Source organism: Paraburkholderia fungorum (genome assembly GCF_902833645.1).
Lineage (GTDB): Bacteria > Pseudomonadota > Gammaproteobacteria > Burkholderiales > Burkholderiaceae > Paraburkholderia > Paraburkholderia fungorum.
This window is the reverse complement of record NZ_CADFGE010000008.1, coordinates 97,503-117,034: the sequence shown is the minus strand read 5'-3', so window position 1 is coordinate 117,034 and position 19,532 is coordinate 97,503. Positions and strand designations below refer to the sequence as shown.

At 65.4% G+C, this 19,532-nt stretch carries 9 protein-coding genes; 8 read left to right on the top strand and 1 reads right to left on the bottom strand.

What is annotated here, in order from left to right; genetic code table 11:
• Nucleotides 1-389: 389 nt before the first annotated feature.
• The 7 genes from HWX91_RS23740 to HWX91_RS23710 all read left to right on the top strand — a co-directional run bounded on the left by HWX91_RS23740 (nucleotide 390) and on the right by HWX91_RS23710 (nucleotide 7,435).
• Nucleotides 390-1,061 carry an RNA polymerase factor sigma-70 gene (locus HWX91_RS23740; RefSeq protein ID WP_081832957.1) on the top strand — a complete coding sequence of 224 codons (672 nt, stop codon included), beginning with the start codon at nucleotides 390-392 and terminating at the stop codon, nucleotides 1,059-1,061.
• Between the two features lie 129 nt (nucleotides 1,062-1,190).
• The gene (locus HWX91_RS23735; RefSeq protein ID WP_028195023.1) at nucleotides 1,191-1,445 is read left to right on the top strand and encodes an MbtH family protein; all 255 of its coding nucleotides are present in this window, start codon (nucleotides 1,191-1,193) and stop codon (nucleotides 1,443-1,445) included.
• A gap of 54 nt (nucleotides 1,446-1,499) precedes the next feature.
• Entirely contained in the window at nucleotides 1,500-2,552 is a 1,053-nt protein-coding gene (locus HWX91_RS23730) for a TauD/TfdA family dioxygenase (protein WP_028195022.1), read from the top strand.
• Nucleotides 2,549-3,427, top strand: coding sequence for an ABC transporter ATP-binding protein (locus HWX91_RS23725; protein WP_028195021.1), 879 nt, complete (start codon nucleotides 2,549-2,551; stop codon nucleotides 3,425-3,427). The genes HWX91_RS23730 and HWX91_RS23725 overlap by 4 nt, the downstream gene beginning before the upstream one ends.
• Nucleotides 3,424-5,532: a Fe(3+)-hydroxamate ABC transporter permease FhuB gene (gene fhuB / locus HWX91_RS23720; protein WP_028195020.1), complete on the top strand. Its 2,109-nt coding sequence runs from the start codon at nucleotides 3,424-3,426 to the stop codon at nucleotides 5,530-5,532. The genes HWX91_RS23725 and fhuB overlap by 4 nt, the downstream gene beginning before the upstream one ends.
• A gap of 98 nt (nucleotides 5,533-5,630) precedes the next feature.
• Entirely contained in the window at nucleotides 5,631-6,386 is a 756-nt protein-coding gene (gene fhuF, locus HWX91_RS23715) for a siderophore-iron reductase FhuF (RefSeq protein WP_042274216.1), read from the top strand.
• Entirely contained in the window at nucleotides 6,383-7,435 is a 1,053-nt protein-coding gene (locus HWX91_RS23710; RefSeq protein ID WP_042274151.1) for an ABC transporter substrate-binding protein, read from the top strand. Before fhuF ends, HWX91_RS23710 begins: the two co-directional genes overlap by 4 nt.
• A 130-nt stretch (nucleotides 7,436-7,565) precedes the next feature.
• Here HWX91_RS23710 and HWX91_RS23705 read toward each other — a convergent pair whose 3' ends face one another.
• Nucleotides 7,566-9,335 (bottom strand): cyclic peptide export ABC transporter, encoded by a 1,770-nt coding sequence (locus HWX91_RS23705; protein ID WP_030099824.1) that lies wholly within the window; start codon nucleotides 9,333-9,335, stop codon nucleotides 7,566-7,568.
• Between the two features lie 350 nt (nucleotides 9,336-9,685).
• Between HWX91_RS23705 and HWX91_RS23700 the strand changes: the two genes are divergently transcribed.
• Nucleotides 9,686-19,459: a non-ribosomal peptide synthetase gene (locus HWX91_RS23700; RefSeq protein ID WP_028195017.1), complete on the top strand. Its 9,774-nt coding sequence runs from the start codon at nucleotides 9,686-9,688 to the stop codon at nucleotides 19,457-19,459.
• Nucleotides 19,460-19,532 lie beyond the last annotated feature (73 nt).

The window sequence follows — 19,532 nt, the reverse complement described above, 5'->3', positions numbered from 1 at the left end:
TGCGTCGTGAAAAGTGTCAAGCGTTGTGACGAAGAGAATGTCGACCGAGATGAGTTGGTGTGGGGAGGGATTTCCACTATTGCGCGACTGTGTTCCGTTTCGCGTGCTCTGATAGAAGATATGGATGCCTAAGTTAATTCCATTTCAAGGGCGGCCTGGGCTATCTGATGATCACTGGCCGCGTGATGTTCTGCACCGGGCACGGACCTTCTGACCGTCCGACTGCCCGCAGTCAACGCCGCACTCCGCAGGAGCCGTGTCCTTGAGGCAACTCCACCGTTTCATCAGACAAATCTATCGAGATTGTAAGGTTATTCCGATTCTTGATTGAGAATGATTCGCGTTTACGTTAGATTGACGCTCTTCCTTGAGAAATGCGGAGCGAATCTATGGCTGAGGTGCTCGTCCGGCAGGAGCCTTCAACAACGATACCGATGCCTGTCCTCAGTATCGGCGACGCCCGTCCTCCGGGTCCGCGGCGGTCTCGCGGTCACGCCCGTTCCGTCGATCGGGAGAAGGGCGCGCTGCTCGACGTGCTGATCGCCAACCGCCCAATGCTTGTCAATCTCGCGCGTGGCTTTGTGGGTTGCGCGAGTCTGGCGGAGGACGTGGTGCACGACGTCTTTATCAAGCTGGTCGACTTCCCGGATCAGGAGGCCGTGCGGCAACCGGTGGCCTACGTGACCCGCATGGTGCGCAACGCGTCGATTGATGCGTTCCGCCGCCAGAGCCTCGAAAACACCTATCACGCTGACGAAGACGACGGCCTGCATGTGCCCTCACCGGAGCCTTCGCCTGAAGCGGCGCTGCTCGTGCGCGACACGCTGCGGCACGTCTACAACGCACTCGAGCAATTGCCGCCGCGCAGCCGCGCGGCGTTCGAGATGGTGCGCTTGCGCGAGGAAACGCTGCAAAGCACCGCACGCGCCCTCGATGTTTCGCAAACGCTCGTCCATTTCATGGTGCGCGACGCCGAAAAGCATTGCGCCGACTGTCTCGACGCCTGCAATCGCGGCGTGGCGGGTCCCGCGTTCTGCAGCGGCCGCTCGCGGCGGCGGTAAAAAAGCGCGCACGTCAAACGTCAATTGAGTAGAGGCGGAGGGTGAGCGAGATGCCGCCGCCGCTGTTCCGGGTAGTTCATCAGCGCTTCGCTGAAGCTTCCTGACCATTCTTCGACCGAGCCATTCATCATGACGCAAGCACAGCAAACTCCTTCCGCCGCCGGCGAGGCGGACGATCTCGTCTATACGGTCGTCATCAATGACGAAGAGCAGTACTCGATCTGGCCGACCTTTCGCGCCGTGCCGGCCGGTTGGCGCGAAGTGGGCGTGAGCGGTCCGAAGGCTGCTTGCCTCGCGCATATCGACGCCGTGTGGACCGACATGCGTCCGGCCAGCTTGCGTCGTCACATGGACGGGACCGCCTCGAAGGCGAGCGCATCGTAATCGGGACGGCCTGGATACGCACTGGGGCAAGTCGCTTCTGCAAGAGGAATTCGCATGACCACGCTTTCGATACCGTTGCCCACGCTCGCCGATTTGTCGATCGAGCCGGGACTGCCGACTGTCGTCTCACCGCGCGCGGGCGCGGAGATTTCACTGGAAGAGGCGGTGACGCTGCTGCATGCGATCGTTGACGATACGCTCGAACGGGCCGGCGGCGTGCTGTTCACCGGTTTTCGCGTAGCCTCGATCGAGGCCTTCCAACGCTTTGCCGGTTCGTTCGGGCATCCGTTGATCGGTTATGAATTTGCCTCGACGCCACGGAGTCAGGTCGAGGGCGCGGTGTACACGTCGACGGAATATCCGCCGCATCGCTCGATTCCGCTGCATAACGAGCAGTCGTATACGCGCGAGTGGCCGTTGCGCATCTGGTTCCACTGCGCGCTCGCCGCGCGTTCGGGCGGCGCGACACCGATTGCGGACAGCCGCGCGATCTATCGCGCACTCGATCCGGCGCTCGTCGAGCGCTTTGCGAAGCGCGAGTTGCTGTACATCCGCAACTTCGGGCAAGGGCTCGATCTGCCGTGGGAACAGGCCTTCGGTTCGGACGACCCGAGCGTGGTCGAACGGATTTGCCGCGCACGTGGCATCGATTGCGAATGGCGCGACAGTGAAGACGGCGAACGGCTGTTGCGTACGCGTGAGCGCTGTCAGGCGGTGGCGCGTCATCCGCGCACCGGCGACAGGGTCTGGTTCAACCAGGCGAATCTGTTCCATCTCTCGTCGCTCGATGAAGACATGCAGGAAGCGTTGATCGATTCGGTGGGACTTGAAAACGTACCGCGCAACGTCTATTACGGCGACGGCGAGCCGCTCGAAGCGGATGCGCTCGCGGAGATCCGCGGTGTGCTCGATCAGCAGCGCATCGTATTTCCATGGCTGACGGGCGACGTGCTGATGCTCGACAACATGCTGACGGCGCACGCCCGCGATCCGTTCGAGGGGCCGCGCAAGGTGGTCGTGGCGATGGCGCAGAGCTATAGCGAAGGCCACGGCAAAGACGCTGGTTCGGACTGGATCGAGGGCGGGCAGCGGATGGCCGCGCCATGACGAAATCGCAGGGCGCGGCACTCGCGGCGCATTCGCTGACGGTCGGCTACCGCGATCATGTCGTGCTCCACGGTTTGAACCTGACAATCGCGGCCGGCCGCGTCACCGCCTTGTGCGGACCGAACGGCTGCGGGAAAAGCACCTTGCTGCGCACGCTCGCCGGTTTGCAGCCGGCGCTTTCCGGCAGCGTTGAAGTCGACGGCAAGCCGCTCGCTTCATACCGGCGCCGTGCGTTGGCACGCACGCTGACGATGCTTGCGCAGTTCAACCAGATTCCTTCCGGGCTCACCATACGCGAGCTGGTCGCGTACGGCCGTTACGCATATGGTGGCTGGCTGCGTGGACTTTCGCGCACGGACCATGCGGCCATCGACGAAGCGCTCGTCGCGAGCGGACTCGCCGACGACGCCGCGCGCGACGTCGCCACGCTCTCGGGCGGCGAACGCCAGCGGGCATGGATTGCGATGGCGCTCGCGCAGCAGGCGCCGATCGTGTTGCTCGACGAGCCGACCACGTACCTCGACATCCATCATCAACTGGACATTCTGCGGGAGTTGCGGCGCCTGAATCGCGAACGCGGGCTTACCATCGTCTGGGTGCTGCACGACCTGAATCAGGCGGCGGCCTACAGCGACGAAATCGTGCTGATGCGGGCGGGCCGCATCATCGCCCATGGTTCTCCCGATGCGATGCTCGACCCACGTCATCTGAGCGACACCTTCAGTGTGCCGATGCTCAAGATCGCCCATCCGCACACGGGTGCGCCGATGTGCGTGCCGGCATACGAGGACAACACCGCGGATATGGTCAGCGCTGGATTCGACGACGAGGTCTTGAGCGATGCCGCGTCGACGGGCAAGGACCTTGCCGCATGACCACGCTTGCAGCGCGCAAACGGCTGCGCCGTCACGAGTCTTCAATCGACGGCTGGCGCGCGCCCTTAAAAAGCCGCGCAGCAATGATCGGCGGCGCGCTCGTCGCGTTGATCGTCGTGGTGGCCGCATTGCGCCTCGCACCCGGTTTTCGCACGTGGCTCGCCGCGCCCGCGGGCAGCGACGCCGCGCAACTCGCCGGCATTCTGCTGTTCGACCTGAGCGCGCCGCGCATTCTGGCGGCGTTGATCGCAGGCGGCTGCCTCGCCGTGGCTGGCACATTGTTTCAGTCACTGACGCGTAATCCGCTGGCTTCGCCGGATCTGCTGGGGATCACCGGTGGCGCTCAACTCGGCTTGCTGGCCGCGATGCTCGTGCCGTCGCTGGCGGGCGTGGCGTCGGTGCCGCTCCTGTTCGTTTGCGGCCTCCTGGCCGCCGCGTGCGTGGCCGCCGCGGCCGGCGGCTGGCGTGCGACGCCGTTGCGGCTCGTGCTTGCCGGCAGCGTCTGCATGCTGCTGTTCTCCGCGCTCACCACGCTGATTCTCGCGTTTTTCGAGCAAAGCATTGTCGGCATGTCGCTGTGGGCGAGCGGCAGTCTCTATCAACCGGGCGCGGCGGGTTTGAAGATCGCGGCCGCCTGGCTCGTGTTGCCGCTCGCTGCGCTGCCCTTCGTGATCCGTCCGCTCGACCCGCTCGCACTCGGCGACGACGCTGCCGCGTCGGCGGGCGTGCGCGTCGACGCGACCCGGTTCGCGGCGATGGTCGTGGCGGTGGGTTTCGCGAGCGTTGCGGTAAGCGTGGCGGGACCGCTGTCGTATGTCGGCCTGATCGCGCCGAATCTGCTGCGCCAGGCGCGTGGCGCGAAGGCCTCGCGCCTGGCCGTGCTCGTGCCGTTGTCCGCGCTGGTGGGCGGCGCGCTCGTGCTGTGCACCGATAGCGCGGTGCTGGCGCTCGATCTCGACACGACTCTCTCGACTGGCGTCGCGATCGCTTTCGTCGGCACGCCATTGATGCTGGCGATGATTCGCAGCGGCGCGGCGTGGTCGGGTGCGTTGCCTGCTGGCCAGGACCGCGCCGCCGTGCGCGCCGGGACGCGCTTTGTGCGGATGCTCGATGCGTGGCCATGGCCGCTGACGGCGGCGGTCTTGCTGATGTTCGGCGTCCTCGTCGTCTGCGCCGGTGCGTCGTTCGGACCGACCACGATCGATGTGCATCGCTGGTTAGCCGTGCTGGATCAGCGTGATGAACTCGCGCGCATGCTACTCGATTTGCGCCTGCCGCGGCTCGTCTGTGCGTTGCTCGCCGGAGCATTGCTGGCGGCGAGCGGCGTGCTGATGCAGAGCATCGTGCGCAATCCGCTTGCCGGGCCAGAAGTGCTAGGCGTGACGCAAGGTGCGGGCCTCGCCACGCTTACGGCGCTCGTCGCGTGGCCGCTCGCTGGACATTCGACGTTGGCGGTTGCCTCGCTTGCGGGCGGCGGCGTGACGCTGGCGCTCACGCTCCTGCTCAATCGGCGGCATCGCTACGCGCCGCTGGCTGTCGCCCTGACCGGCATCGTCATCGGCACGCTTTGGACCACGCTGTCTCAATGGCTCATCACGCAACAAAGCGTGCAACCCGCACGGTTCGTGGTGTGGCTGGTCGGCGGCACATACGGACGCAGTTGGGGTGAAGTGACGGCGCTCCTGCCGTGGTGCGTGCTGGCCGCGCCGGTGTTCGCGCTGCTTGCGCGGCCGCTCGATCTGCTTGCACTAGGCGATGACCAGGCCGCCGCGCTCGGTTTGCCGATTGGCGTGCTGCGCCCGCTGGTGCTGACAGTGGCGACGCTGGCCGCATGCGCCGCGGTGGCGGCGGTCGGGCCGGTCGGCTTTATCGGCTTGATGGCGCCGCATCTTGCATCCATGCTGGGGGCGCGTACGCATCGCACGCGTTTGTGGCTAGCAGCCATATGCGGTGCGCTGGTGCTGGTCGCCGCCGATCTCGCGGCGCGCACACTGCTGGCACCGCGCGAAATTCCCGCTGGTGTGCTGACAGCGTTGATCGGCGCGCCTTATCTGCTTGCGTTGCTGATCGGGGAGGCTCGGCGCGAGAAGCGGGGTAAGCGGTGAGACGGCAAGCGGTGAGACGGCCAGCGGCGCATTCGTTAAGCGCCACATCGAGCGACGATTTCTGCGCACAGTGCTTCGCGGCCCATGCGCCGGAATCGATCGCACACTATCTGGAGCATGTTTGGCTCGGCGTACCCGACGCGAGTGGCGAATCGGCGTTGGCGCAGGACGAAACCGGCGAGCCCGTCGTCATCGCCGTAACGGACCTGGCGCACTATCGCGCCGACCTGCTCGATGCCATGCATCAGGTCTACGGCGGTGAGCGTGAAACGCATGCACGTGCCTTGCTTTCGCAATGGAGCAAGTATTACTTTGGGTTCGCGGCGACCGCCGGCTTTGTGGCCGCGGCGTTGCTGGGCCGTCCGCTCGATCTGTCGCCGGAAAGGACACATCTGGTGCTGCGGGGCGGCCTGCCCGTCGCGCTCTATCTCGCGCAGGACGCATTGCAACCGCCCGCAACCGACCCGGCAGACCGCTACGCACCGCTCGTCGATCATCTGGACGCGGTGATCGCCACGCTCAGTGCGATGACGAAAATCGCACCGCGAGTGTTGTGGAGCAATGCCGGCAATCTGCTGGATTACCTGTTCGAACAATGCGCGTCGCAATTCGATTTGACCAGCGATGCCGCCTGGCTCTTCGGCCCGCTCGCCGCCAATGGCGAGGCCAATCCTCTGCGCATGCCGGTGCGGCAAGTCACGCCCCGCGCTGCAAGCCTGCCGAATCCGTTTAGCGCGCGGCGCGTGTGCTGCGTACGTTATGAAATTCCTGGAGAGACGCAACTGTGTGGACGCTGCCCCTTGCTGTTAACCATGAGCGACGCGGAAATCGCCTTGCAGGAGGCTTCGCATTGACGAGCCGCGCAAGGTCACCGCAACGGTTCAAGCGGGTTGGCGCGGCCATCGCGGCGGCGGCTGTCTTGCTCGCCCACGCCCACGCGTTCGCACAGAACAGCGAAGCCAAGGCCGTTCGCGCCGCCGCGCACGCACGGTCAAGCTGTACACCACTCGCCGACAACCCGATCGTCTCGCAAGCCAGTCCGTCGTTGCCCGCGCAGCCCACGCGCATTGTCGTGCTTGAATTCATGTTTGCCGAAGACCTGGCCGCGCTCGGCCTCACGCCCGTCGGCATGGCGGACCCCGGGTACTACCCGGTGTGGATCGGCTACGACGAAGCGCGCCTCGCCTCGGTACCGGACATCGGCACGCGCCAGGAGCCGAGCCTCGAAGCCATTGCGGCGGCGAAGCCGGATCTGATCCTTGGCGTCGGCTTGCGCCATGCGCCGATCTTTGCGGCGCTCGAGCGAATCGCGCCCACCGTGCTGTTCAAATACGGCCCGAACTTCACCGAAGACGGCGCCCGCGTGACCCAGCTCGACTGGAGCCGAAAAATTCTCCGCACCATCGGCTGCCTGACCGGTCGCGAGGCGGCAGCGCAGGCAGTCGAGGCTAAGGTCGATGCGGGTTTTGCGCGTGACGCGCAACGCCTCGCGCAAGCGGGCCGCCAGGGCGAACAGGTTGCGTGGTTGCAGGAGCTGGGTCTGCCCGACCGTTACTGGGCATTTACCGGTAACAGCACGGCGGCCGGCGTCGCGCAGGCGCTTGGCCTCGAGTTGTGGCCCGCCGCACCCACGCGCGAAGGCACGTCGTATGTTACGTCGGAAGATCTACTGAAGCAGCCGAAGCTCACGGTGATGTTCGTCAGCGCGACCGAGCCCGGTGTGCCGCTCGCGAGCAAACTCGATTCGCCCATCTGGCGCTTCGTGCCGGCTCGCAGCGCGGGGCGTGTGGGTCTCGTCGAACGGAATATCTGGGGTTTTGGCGGGCCGATGTCCGCGCTGCGGATGGCCGATACGATGACGGAGACACTGCTCGCTCTTCCGGCGCCGTCCGCCAGCAAGTAAGCGGCCAGGTTGGCGGCTAGCCAGGCGGCTGAAGACCGCTAGTCGCTGGCCGGCCCGCTTCATCCGTGGTGCGCGCTCAGCGCTGGGCGTTCGCGTCGACACGCCCAGCATGAACTTCACCTGACTTAAGTTATCCCAGCGTGCCGTTTGCGACGGCGGTGTTCTCCACGGCTTGCGCAGTGCCGATTGTCTCGCTGACGATACTGCCGTTATCCAGCTTCAACACGCGGTCCGCGAGATGGAAGTAGCGATCGTCATGGCTGATCACGAGTACCGTCTTGCCGCGCGAGCGCAGTTCCGGCAGCAGTTGTTCATAGAACACCGCCTTGAACTGCGGGTCCTGATCGGCGGCCCATTCGTCGAACAGGTAGAACGGCCGGTCTTCCAGATACGCGATGACCAGCGCCAGACGTTTGCGCTGGCCGGTGGAAAGCTCGCGCGTGGAGAATGCGCCGTTCACCACTTGCACCTTGTGGTCGAGCGCCAGTTTCGCGACCAGTGCGTTCGCGCGGGCGTCGGCTTGCGAGCGCGACGCAGCGTTCGGATCGACGATGCCCAGCAACGCGTCGAACAGATGAAAATCGTTGAATACGGCGGTAAAACGCTGCCGGTACGCGGCGCGTTCGGCGAGGCCAATCGGCTTGCCGTCCAGTTCGATCGTGCCGCCTTCCGGTTCGTACAGACCCGTGAGCACCTTCGCGAGCGTGGTCTTGCCGCTGCCGTTGCCGCCGACGATAAACACCAGTTCGCCAGGCCTGAAAGTCAGATTGACGGGTCCGACGCGGAACATCCGTTCGTCGCGCTCGTGGAAATACGCGTGCGTGACGTCGCGTAATGTCAGGGTCTGGTACGGCGCGTGCGATGCGTTTTCATCCGGCGGCGGCGCGGTGCGCAGCGCGCCGAACTCGCTCATCACCTTTTCGATGCGATCGAGCGACACGCGCGCGGCATTCAGCGTCGGGACGTTGTTCAGCAAGCCGTCCAGCGGCAGCAGCATGAACAGAAACACCACGACGTAGCCCGATGCGGACGGCGCATCGGCATGCACGCCGAGCGCCGGCCAGAACGCGGCCACGCCCAGAAACACGTAGAACAGGAACACGATCCAGCCGACCCCGACCGCATAGGCGCTGAACGCATGGCGCCGGTGGTCGCGCACTTCGTCGATCGCCGAGCCGAGTTGACCGTCGACGAATTGACGCGAGCGGGCCTGGTGCAGCTTCAGCTCTTTCGCGCCGGTGAACAGCGCGCCGAGATAGCCGAACAGTTTGTCCTGCGAGCGGCCGGCGGCTTCGAGCGAGGCAATCGCCCGCTTGTCGCCGGCGTGATAGCCGAGTGAGCCGACCAGGATGGCGGCGAGCGCGAGCAGACAAACCGGCCAGGAGAGCCACGCCAGATAACCGAGGCAGCCGAATACGATCGAGCCGTGCATCACGAGATTGGGCAGCGCGAAGAACAGCATCGACACGTTGGTGGCGTCGTCGGTCAGTACCGACTGCACGGGCGCGGCGCCAATCCGTTCGACGTCGCGCAGTTCTGCCTCGGCGACCCGCCGCGCGACGTGCTCGCGCAACTGCGCCATCGTGTCCTGCGAGAGTCGCGCGAACAGCACGCCGGTGATGACGCGCGTGACGAGCGCGATCACCGCGCATAACGCAAATCGCATCGCAAGCGACATGTCGGCGGCGCCGGGTTGCGACAGCGCGCGGCTCAAGGTCGCGACGAGCAGCACGCTGGCGATGCCGTTCAGCACGCAGGCGGTGAGTGCGATCGCGAAGGCGCCTCGCGAGCGCTTGAGCAACGCAATGATCAGCCGCATGGCCGGTTTGCCGGCGGCACGCGCGGCGGTTGAGGGAGAAGAGGAGGGGGGCGCGTCGTAGCGCTCGTTGGCAGCGGTCATCGGCAGTGTGTCGCAGTGGGTCGCAATGGATCGGTGAAATGCAGCGCATTCAGGTGGCAAATGCGGTGACAAACGCGGTGACAAATGTGGAGACAAATTCGGGCAGCAAATGCGGGCAGCAAATGCCGGCGGCAAATCAACGGGGCGCAAAGACACGCCCCTCGCCTGATAGACGAATGGCCGCTGCAAACATTTACCGTCCGGCGCGAGTTGTCTCATCAAAGTGAGGCAGTCCGAATAATTTGACGGTGACGGTAAAGATTTGCAAGCGCGGATCGTCACACCAATGAAGCAGCCCATTGCGGCCTGCGACTTGGCCGACGCGGCCAGTTCTAACGGATTTCATGCCCATGACGAGCTTCCCGATTGCGTTGCACCACCGAATCCGCGCTTTGGCGCGTGTCGAACCCGATGCGCCCGCGTTGGCGTCGTTCATGCCGCATACCGTGCGACTTACGCGCGGCGAACTGGACAGCCGCGCGGCGCGACTCGCCGCACAGTTGCGTGAAGCGGGCGTGACGACGGAGGTGCGCGTTGGCGTATGTGTTGCGCGTTCTTGCGATCTGTTTGTCGCCTTGCTCGCCGTGCTGAAGGCGGGCGGCGTGTTTGTCGCGCTCGATCCGCGTCATCCGGCGGCACGCCTCGACTGGGTCGCCCAGGACGCGGGTCTCGCTCACGGCATTGTCGATGCTTCGGCCGATGCGGTCATGCGCGCACGTTTCGCGCAATGCTTCGACATGGCAAACGATGCTTTGGCAGACGCCGCCGCACCGCGTTTCGAGGGCGACGACGAACCGGTGCATCCGCGCGCAGCCGCGTACATGATCTACACATCGGGTTCGACCGGCACGCCGAAAGCGGTTGCCGTCGAGCACGGACCGCTCGCCGCGCACGGCGACGCGCTCGCTGAGTCGTTGCCGATTGGCGCGACCGATCGCGTATTGCATTTCGCCTCGGTGAATTTCGATGTGTCGATCGAAGCGTGGCTCGTGCCTCTCGCCGTGGGCGGCAGTGTGGTGATCAGCGACCCGCCGCCGTTTCCGCCGGAAGCCACGCACGCCTTCATGCTGCGTGAAGGGGTGACCAACACCACCTTGCCGCCCGCTTATCTACGCGAATTCGCGAACGTTTGCGAGCGCCTCGGCGTACCGCCATCGCTGCGCGTGCTGCTGTTCGGCGGCGAAGCGATGTCACAGGACAGCTTCGACGAGATTCGCCGCGTATTCCCGTCGATCAGGCTCGTCAATGGCTATGGACCGACCGAGGCGGTGATTTCGCCGATGTTGTGGCCGGTCGACCCGGATACGACGCCGATGCTCGAAGCGGGTAACGGTTACGCCTCGCTGCCGATCGGCTGGCCGATCGGACGTCGTGCGGCGCGTATCGACGGCGCAGTGCGGCGCGGCGAGGCCGGTGAATTGCTGCTCGGCGGCGTGTGTCTCGCGCGTGGTTATCATGGGCGCGCTGCGCTTACCGCCGAACGCTTCTTGCCGGACGCAAGCGGCGAACCGGGGGAGCGGATCTACCGTACCGGCGACCTCGCGCGCGAACGCGCGGACGGCTCGTTCGATTATCTCGGCCGCATCGACGATCAGGTGCAAGTGCGCGGCGTTCGCGTGGAGCCCGGCGAGATCGCGGCCTGTCTGCTGACGCATCCGGTGGTTGCCGATGCGGGTGTGATCGCCGATGCGACGGCAGGCAGGACGCAACTGATTGCCTGCGTGGTGCTGAAAGGAGCACTTGACGACGCAGCATTGCAGGCGCATCTCGGCGCGCATGTGCCACAGGCGTGGCTGCCGCATCGTTTCGCGCGCTTTGAACGCCTGCCTTACACGCTGAACGGCAAGCTCGACCGCGCCGCATTGCGCGATGCCGTGGCGGCGCTGCCGGTTGCGGCCGCCGCCGATTATGCCGCGCCCGCAACGGTCACTGAGCAACGTCTTGCCGATATCTGGCAAACGCTCCTGAACGATCCCACACCGATTGGCCGTACCGACCGGTTCTTCGCACGCGGCGGCGATTCCCTCGCGGCCATGCAATTGCAGGCGGCGATCCGGATCGAATGGGGCGTGAATTTGCGGCTCGATACGCTGTTCGACGATCAGCCGCTCGAAACACTCGCGGTGCTGATCGACACCGGCGAGACGGAATCGACGGTGAGCCGGCACCAGCAGATCACGGTGCTGCAGCCTTCGGCCGCTGCGTTCACCGACCGGGCTGCTTCGTTCGCCCAGCAGCGTTTCTGGGTGCTGGCGCAAACGCGCGATGCCGGCTCGGCCTATCACGTCGCCGTGCAATGGGACGTGCGGGGCGCGCTCGATCTCACGACCCTGCAACGCGCGCTTGATAGTCTGATCGCGCGTCAGGAAGCCTGGCGCACGACACTCGTCGAAACCGACGATGGCATGGTCATGCAGCGCATTCACGCAGCGTTGCCGGTGCGGATTGCGGAAATTGACCTGCATGCCTGCGATGAGGCCGAGCGCGTGTTGCGGCTCGCGGAGTTGACGGAGCAACACGTCGGCGCGTCGTTCGATCTATCGAATGGCCCGCTCGTGCGTGCCACGCTCATTACGCTCAGCCACAACGCGCAACGTTTCCTGTTGACGACCCATCATGCCATCAGCGACGGCTGGAGCTCGCGTTGCGCGTTCGACGAACTGCAGGCGGCTTACTCAGCGTTTGTGGCAGGACGCACGCCGCAGTTGCCTGTGCTGCCGGTCCAGTACGCGGACTATGCGCAGTGGCAGCGCGACTGGCTCGCCGCGGGCGAAGGCGAGCGTCAGCTTGCCTATTGGCGCAATGCGTTGCGCTCGGCGCCCGAACCGCTTGCCTTGCCACTCGACCGGCCGCGTGCGCCGCAACGCGACTATCGCGGCGGCCGGCTCGCATTGCGGCTGCCGCAAACGGTCTCCGCCGCGGTGCGCGAAGCCGCGCGGCGCGCCCAGGCATCGCCGTTTACCGTGCTGCTGGCGGCATTCGACGCGTGGCTGTATCGCCTGACCGGTGCAACCGACATCGTGGTCGCCGCGCCGATTGCGCATCGGCAACGCGCGGAAGTCGCGCCGCTGGTCGGCCTGTTCCTCAACACGCTGGCTTTGCGCGCGCGTGTTGCGCCAGACCAGTCGTTCGCGGCGTTGCTCGACGGCGTACGCCGCGTTGCTTTCGATGCCTTCGCGCATCAGGACGTGCCGTTCGATCAGGTGCTCGACGCCATCAAGCCGCCGGTGCGGCGTGGCGAAGAATGGCTCAAGGTCAAATTCGCGCAGCAGTTCGATCTGGAATTGACGGCTGAATTGCCGGGCGCGTCGGTGCGGATGTCGCCGGGGCTCGATCTTGCCGCCCGCTTCGACCTGGCACTCGATTTCACGGACGATCCGCGTGGCATTGAACTGGTGATCGCGTATGCGCTCGACGGTATTGATGACGCGACCGCGCAGGCCTGGCTGAATAGTTACGCCGCGCTGGTTGCCGACGCGGTGCGTGATCCGCAATGCGTGATCGCCGAACTTGATTGCGCGGATGGGCCGGAATACGACGCGGCCCGGCAGGGGCGAGCGCTTCAGCCGGAGGCGGATAGCGTGCTCGCGCTGTTCGCACGTCACGCGAGTGAAACGCCGCATCGCATCGCGCTTGCGGACGCCGATACGCAGCTTACGTTCGCCGAACTCGACGACGCGTCCGGGCGCATTGCACTCACCTTGCAGCAACGCAACATCGGCGCGGAGCAGCCGGTCGCGATCTGCATTGAGCGCTCGGTGCGTTTCGTGGTGGCGCTGCTCGGCGTGATGAAGTCGGGGGCCTGCGCGGTGCCGCTCGATCCGGCTGCGCCGCACGAGCGACTGGCGGCCGCTGTGGATGCCTGCGGCGCGCAATGGATGCTGAGCGCGGGTGGTGCGGTGGCCGCGTCAGCGTCGGGTAATGCCACGACGCTCGATATTGATTCGTTAGCGCAGACGGATGTTGCCGTTAGCGCCAACGCGAACACGAGCACTCACGCCATCCGTCCGGCACCGCTGCCTGACCAGGCCGCGTATCTGATCTTCACCTCAGGGTCGACCGGCACGCCCAAGGGCGTTGTGATCTCGCATCGCGCGCTGGCCGATTACGTCGCAGGCATGCTGGACGAACTCGCCTTTGCCACCGATGCCTCGATGGCGATGGTCTCAACCGTCGGCGCCGACCTCGGTCACACGACGCTGTTCGGTGCGCTGTGTTCGGGCCGCACGCTACATCTGTTGCCGGCTCAATGCGCGTTTGACCCCGATCGTTTCGCACACGAGATGCGCGCGCGCAAGGTCGGCGTATTGAAGATCGTGCCGAGCCATCTGCATGCGCTGCTCGACGCACAGCAAGCGGCTGACGTACTGCCTGCGCATGCACTGGTCACGGGCGGCGAAACGCTGCCGTGGTCGCTGGTCGAACGGATCGCGGCGCTTAAGCCGGCGTGCCGCGTGATCAATCACTACGGTCCGACCGAAGCGACCGTCGGTGCGTTGATCTTCGACACGTCTGCTCCGTCACACGCTGCCTTGCGTTTTCCGGAAGCTCGCCCCGCGCAAGTGCACACGGCCACGCAACCTGTGCGGATCGCGCAGATCATGCAGTCGGTGCCGCTGGGCTTGCCGCTGCCCAACGCCTACGCGTGTGTGCTCGACAGCCACGGTGCGGGTGTGCCGCCAGGTGGGATCGGCGAACTGTATCTCGGCGGTCCGGGACTCGCGCGGGGCTATCTGAACCGCGCCGCCGCGACCGCGGAGCGTTTCGTACCGCATCCGTGCGCGCCGGGCGAACGTCTCTACAGAACGGGCGACCGCGTGAAATTGCGCGCTGACCGTCGACTAGCGTTTCTTGGCCGGCTCGACGACCAGGTGAAAATTCGCGGCTATCGGGTCGAACCTGGCGAGGTCAGCGCCGCGCTGCGCGCGCTCGAAGGTGTCGCTCAGGCGGAAACGCTTGCGGTGGAGCATGAAGGGCGCTTGCGGCTTGCATCGTTCGTCGCTCCGTCCGATGGTGCGCGTCTCGATGAGCCCGCATTGCGTGCGGCGTTGGCCGCGCGTCTGCCGGATTACATGGTGCCGGCAGTAATGCTGATCGTTGCCGCGCTGCCTGTGACCGCGAACGGCAAAGTCGACCGTGCCGCATTGCGCGCGCTTGCCGCCGCGCCGGCGCCGGCCGTTGCCGAAGGCGGCGCGCCGCAAGGGGCAACGGAAGAGGCGCTTGCCGCGGTCTGGAAGGAAGTGCTCAAAGCCGAACGCGTGGGCCGCGACGACAACTTCTTCGAATTGGGTGGAGATTCGATTCTGGTATTGCAGGTGATCGCGCGTTCACGCAAACGCGGTGTGCGCTTTACGCCGAAACAGCTATTCGACGCGCCGACGCTGGCACAACTCGCCTGCGTTGCGACAACGGTGGATGTGGCTGCGCCGGCGACGCACGCCATGGCCTCCACAGTTAAAGCACAAGCGGTGTCGTCACAGACCGAACAAGCCACGACCCTTACGCCCGCGCAACTGCGCTTCTTCGCGCTGGATATTGCGCAACGTGGTCACTGGAATCAATCGATCGAACTCGATGCCGAGGCGCCGTTCGATTCCGATGCGTTCGCCCGCGCATTCGAAACGCTGCTGACGCATCACGAGATCTTCCGTCACCGTTTCGCCCCGAGTGGTCCCAGTGGAGAATGGCAACTCACATTTGCCCCACGCGCGTTCGAAACCCTCCCGCTCGCAGTCGCTTGCGCAGGTGACGAGAACGACGCGCTCGCCCGGTTCGACGCGCTGCAAAGCACGCTCGATCTCACGCACGGTCCGCTCGTGTGCGCGCTCGCCGCGCTGCTGCCCGATGGGACGACGAGGCTCTATCTGGCGATTCACCATCTGATTGTCGACGGCGTATCGTGGCGCGCGTTGCTGGACGATCTCGACGCCGCTTATCGCGCCGCGCGCGAGCGCCGCACGGTACGTTTGGCGTCGACGGGCACTCGCGCGCAGGACTGGGCGGCGCGGCTCGCTCGTGCCGCGCTCGACGTCACGAACTCGCCATTTGCCGCCGAAGTGCCGTATTGGGCGGCACTGACGGCGCCTTACGACGATCTGCCGCTTGACCATCCACAAGCCAGGGCGACGAACGCAGACGCACAAACTGTCGTCCAGACGATTGGCGCGGATTTGACGCGCGCCGCCTTGACGGAGGCAAACGCGGCCTACCGTACACAGATGCTCGAACTGCTGATCGCCGCTTTGGCACAGTCGCTCGGTCTGCCTCGCTGCCGTATCGAGCTCGAGGGCCATGGCCGCGAGGCATTGTTCGACGACGTCGACGTGAGCCGCACGCCCGGCTGGCTGACGAGCCACTATCCGCTGCAGTTCACTGTCGAAAGCACGTCGGCGGCGACGCTCTGCGTGGTCAAGGATGCGCTGCGCGCGGTGCCGAATAAGGGGCTTGGTTTCGGTGTGCTGCGCCACTACGGCGACGCGACCGTGCGCGCTGCGCTCGCCGCCGTGCCGCGGCCGCGCGTGACCTTCAACTACCTCGGGCAGTTCGATGCATCGCGCGAGGCTGCGCTGGTACCGCGCTTCGGCGGCGTGGGTTGCGAGCGCGATCCGGCCGGTCCGATCGGTAACGCGCTGGCGATTCACGCGTATGTCGATGGCGATACCGCGCGCACGCTGAAAATCCATTGGGTGTATGGCGCGACGCAGTTCGAGCGCGCGACGATCGAAGCGCTCGCCGAGCGTTTCGAAACGGCGCTGGGCGAGTTGACCACCGCATGCGCGGCGCGTCTTGCGCAACGCGGCGGCGGGGCAACGCCGGGTGACTATCCGCTCGCGCGCGCTGGGGGGCTCACGCAGGCTGCATTGGAGCGTTTGCCGCTCGATCTGCGCACCGTTGACGATATTTACCCGCTCTCGCCGATGCAGCACGGCATCCTGTTTCACTCGCTGTTCGCGCCAGAGCAATCGACGTATGTGAATCAACTGATCGCGACGTTGATCGAACCGGACGTCGAGCGTTTGCGCGCCGCGTTCGAGGGTGCGGTGCCGCGTCACGATATTCTTCGCACCGGATTTACGCCGGATGAAGCCGCGCCGATGCAGATCGTGCACCGCCAGGCGCGCATGCCGGTCGAGATCCTCGATTGGCGCGATCGAGGCGCCGCGGCACTCGATGCATTTGAAACATGGCTCGCGGAAGACCGCACGCGTGGTTTCGATCTGACGTCACCGCCTTTGATGCGCGTCGCGCTGATCCGGGTGACGGATCAGGCATGGCGTCTTGTCTGGACCCGTCACCATCTGCTGCTCGACGGCTGGAGCACGGCACGCTTTTTTGCCGACGTGTTGCGCGACTATATTGAGCCGCGGCGTCCGCAACCGTTCGCCGCGCCGGCGAAAACGCGCTACCGCGATTTCATCGCATGGCTCGCGGCACGCGACACCGAAGGGGAGCGTGCGTTCTGGATGGAGCGTCTCGCGCTTATCGACGAGCCGACCCTGATCGCCGACCGTGAGTCCAATCACAACGGCGAACCGGAAAACCCGCACGCGCCGCAACACCTCACGCGGCGTGAATCCTTTGATGCCGATACCACGGCACGTCTCACTGAAACGGCGCGCCGCCTGAAAGTCACCGTCAACACCGTGGTGCAGGGAGCATGGGCGCTCGCGCTGCAACGCATGACGCATCACAGGGCTGTCTCATTCGGGGCGACCGTGGCTGGCCGGCCCGACGCGCTGCCGGACGCCGGCACGGTGCTGGGCCTGTTCATCAACACGCTGCCGGTCATCACGGCACCGTTGCCGCAACGTTCTGCATCGACATGGCTTCAGGAACTGCAGCGCGACAATGCCGCGGCAGCGGAGCACGCGCATACGCCGCTCTACGAAATCCAGCAGTGGGCAGGCCAGGGTGGCGGGGCGCTGTTCGACACGCTGGTCGTGTTCGAAAACTATCCAGTCGATGAAGCCTGGCAAGGACGCGACGAACGCGCGCTCAAGCTGCGTGAGTTGCGCAATATCGAAGCAACCGACTTCGCGCTCACCCTGGTGATCGAGGCTGGCGCAACGCTCACGATCGACTACGGCTACGACGCCGCACAACTCGATGCAGCGCGCGTGGCCACTTTGCATCGTGCATTTGCCAATTGCCTGAGCGCTCTGATCGCCGATCCACACGCGCTGCTGGGCACGATCTCGATTGCGACCGCCGACGATCTCGCGACGCAGGCGAGCGCCAATGCGACCACTCGATCCTGGCCGCAAGCGCGGCAACAACCCCTGCACCGGCAATTCGCGCAGACGGCCGTCGCGCACCCTGACGCCATCGCGCTCGAATTCACCGATCCTCAAGGACGCGTGCAGCAGATGACCTACGGCGCGCTCGATGCGAACGCCAATCGGGTCGCGGCCGCGCTTATCGAAGCGGGCGTTCGGCCGGATACGGCGGTCGCGTTGTGCGTCGAGCGTTCGTTCGACATGGTGATCGCGCTGCTCGGCGTGCTGAAAGCAGGGGCAGCCTATCTGCCTGTCGACCCGGACTATCCGGCCGAGCGTATCGCGTATCTGCTCAACGACGCCAAACCGGCAGTCGTGTTGACGCAGCCGCATCTGCGGGACCGTGTGACCGCCGCGGTCGAGCATGTCGACGTCAAGACGCTGACCGTAGACGAACTGCTGGGCAGCGAGGTCGCGCTCGCCGCGGCGATGGAAGTGGCGCCGGAACAGCTCGCCTATCTGATCTACACATCGGGTTCGACCGGCAAACCGAAGGGCGCGGGCAATACGCATCGTGCGCTCGCGAACCGGATCGCGTGGATGCAGGACGCGTATCGGCTCGATGCGAACGACGTGGTGCTGCACAAGACGCCGTTCGGCTTCGACGTATCCGTATGGGAGTTTGTCTGGCCGCTCACGGTCGGCGCGAAACTCGCGATCGCGGCGCCGGGCGACCATCGCGATCCGGCGCGGCTGGTCGCGGCAATCGAAACGCATCGCGTCACGACGCTGCATTTCGTGCCGTCGATGCTTGCCGCGTTTGTCGCCCATCTGGAAGATTTCAAAGCGGCGGCGCGTTGCGCGAGCATCGAGCGGATCGTGGCAAGCGGCGAAGCGCTCGCACCGGAACTGGTGGCACGTGTCGCGCAACACTTGCCGAATGCGCGGCTCTACAACCTGTACGGCCCGACCGAAGCCGCCATCGACGTCTCGCACTGGACCTGCGACGCACGCGATGCAAGCGCGGTATCCGTGCCGATCGGCCATCCGATTGCGAATCTGCAACTGCATGTACTCGATGAGGCGCTGCAGCCGTTGCCGCCAGGCGCTGTCGGTGAACTGTATCTGGGCGGCGTGGGACTCGCTCGTGGCTATCTCGGCCGTACCGCGCTGACGGCGGAGCGGTTCATCCCCGATCCTTTCGTGCAGGGCGCACGTCTCTATCGAACCGGCGACCTCGCACGCCGTCGCGCGGATGGCGCGCTCGACTATCTCGGTCGTATCGACACACAAGTGAAGCTGCGCGGCCAGCGCATCGAACCGGGTGAAATCGAAGCCTTGCTGCGTGCGCAGCAAGGTGTGCACGACGCGGTGGTGGTCGTGCGTGACGAGCAACTGATCGGCTACGTTGCGCGAGGGGCGGACCATATGATCGACACGGAGGCTTTGCTCGAGACGCTGCGTGCTCAATTGCCCGCGTACATGGTACCCGCGCAACTGATCGACCTGGCGGTGCTGCCGGTGACGCCGAACGGCAAGTGCGATCGGCATGCACTGCCGCCGCCAGTTCGTCGCCAGTCTTCTGGGGAAGAGGCGGCAACGTCTTTGCAAACCGGCACGGAACGCGAACTCGCTGCGATCTGGGCGCGCGTACTGCGTCTCGAATCGGTCGGCCGCGACGACGACTTCTTCGCCCTCGGCGGCCACTCGCTGCTGGCCACGCAGGCCAACGCGCAGGCCAATCTGCATTGGACGCTGGTTCTGCCGCTGCGCACGCTATTCGACGAACGCACGCTGCAACGCTGTGCCGCCGCGATCGATCGTGCGCTGGCCGAACGCGATGCGAGCACCGGCGGGGACACCGCGAGTGCGATCGACGCACTCCTCGGTGAACTCGAACTGCAATGAGCGAACCTGCGCCCCGCCATCACGCATCACGCCCGCCTGCCCGCACTGAGCACTGAGCACTGAGCACTGAGAT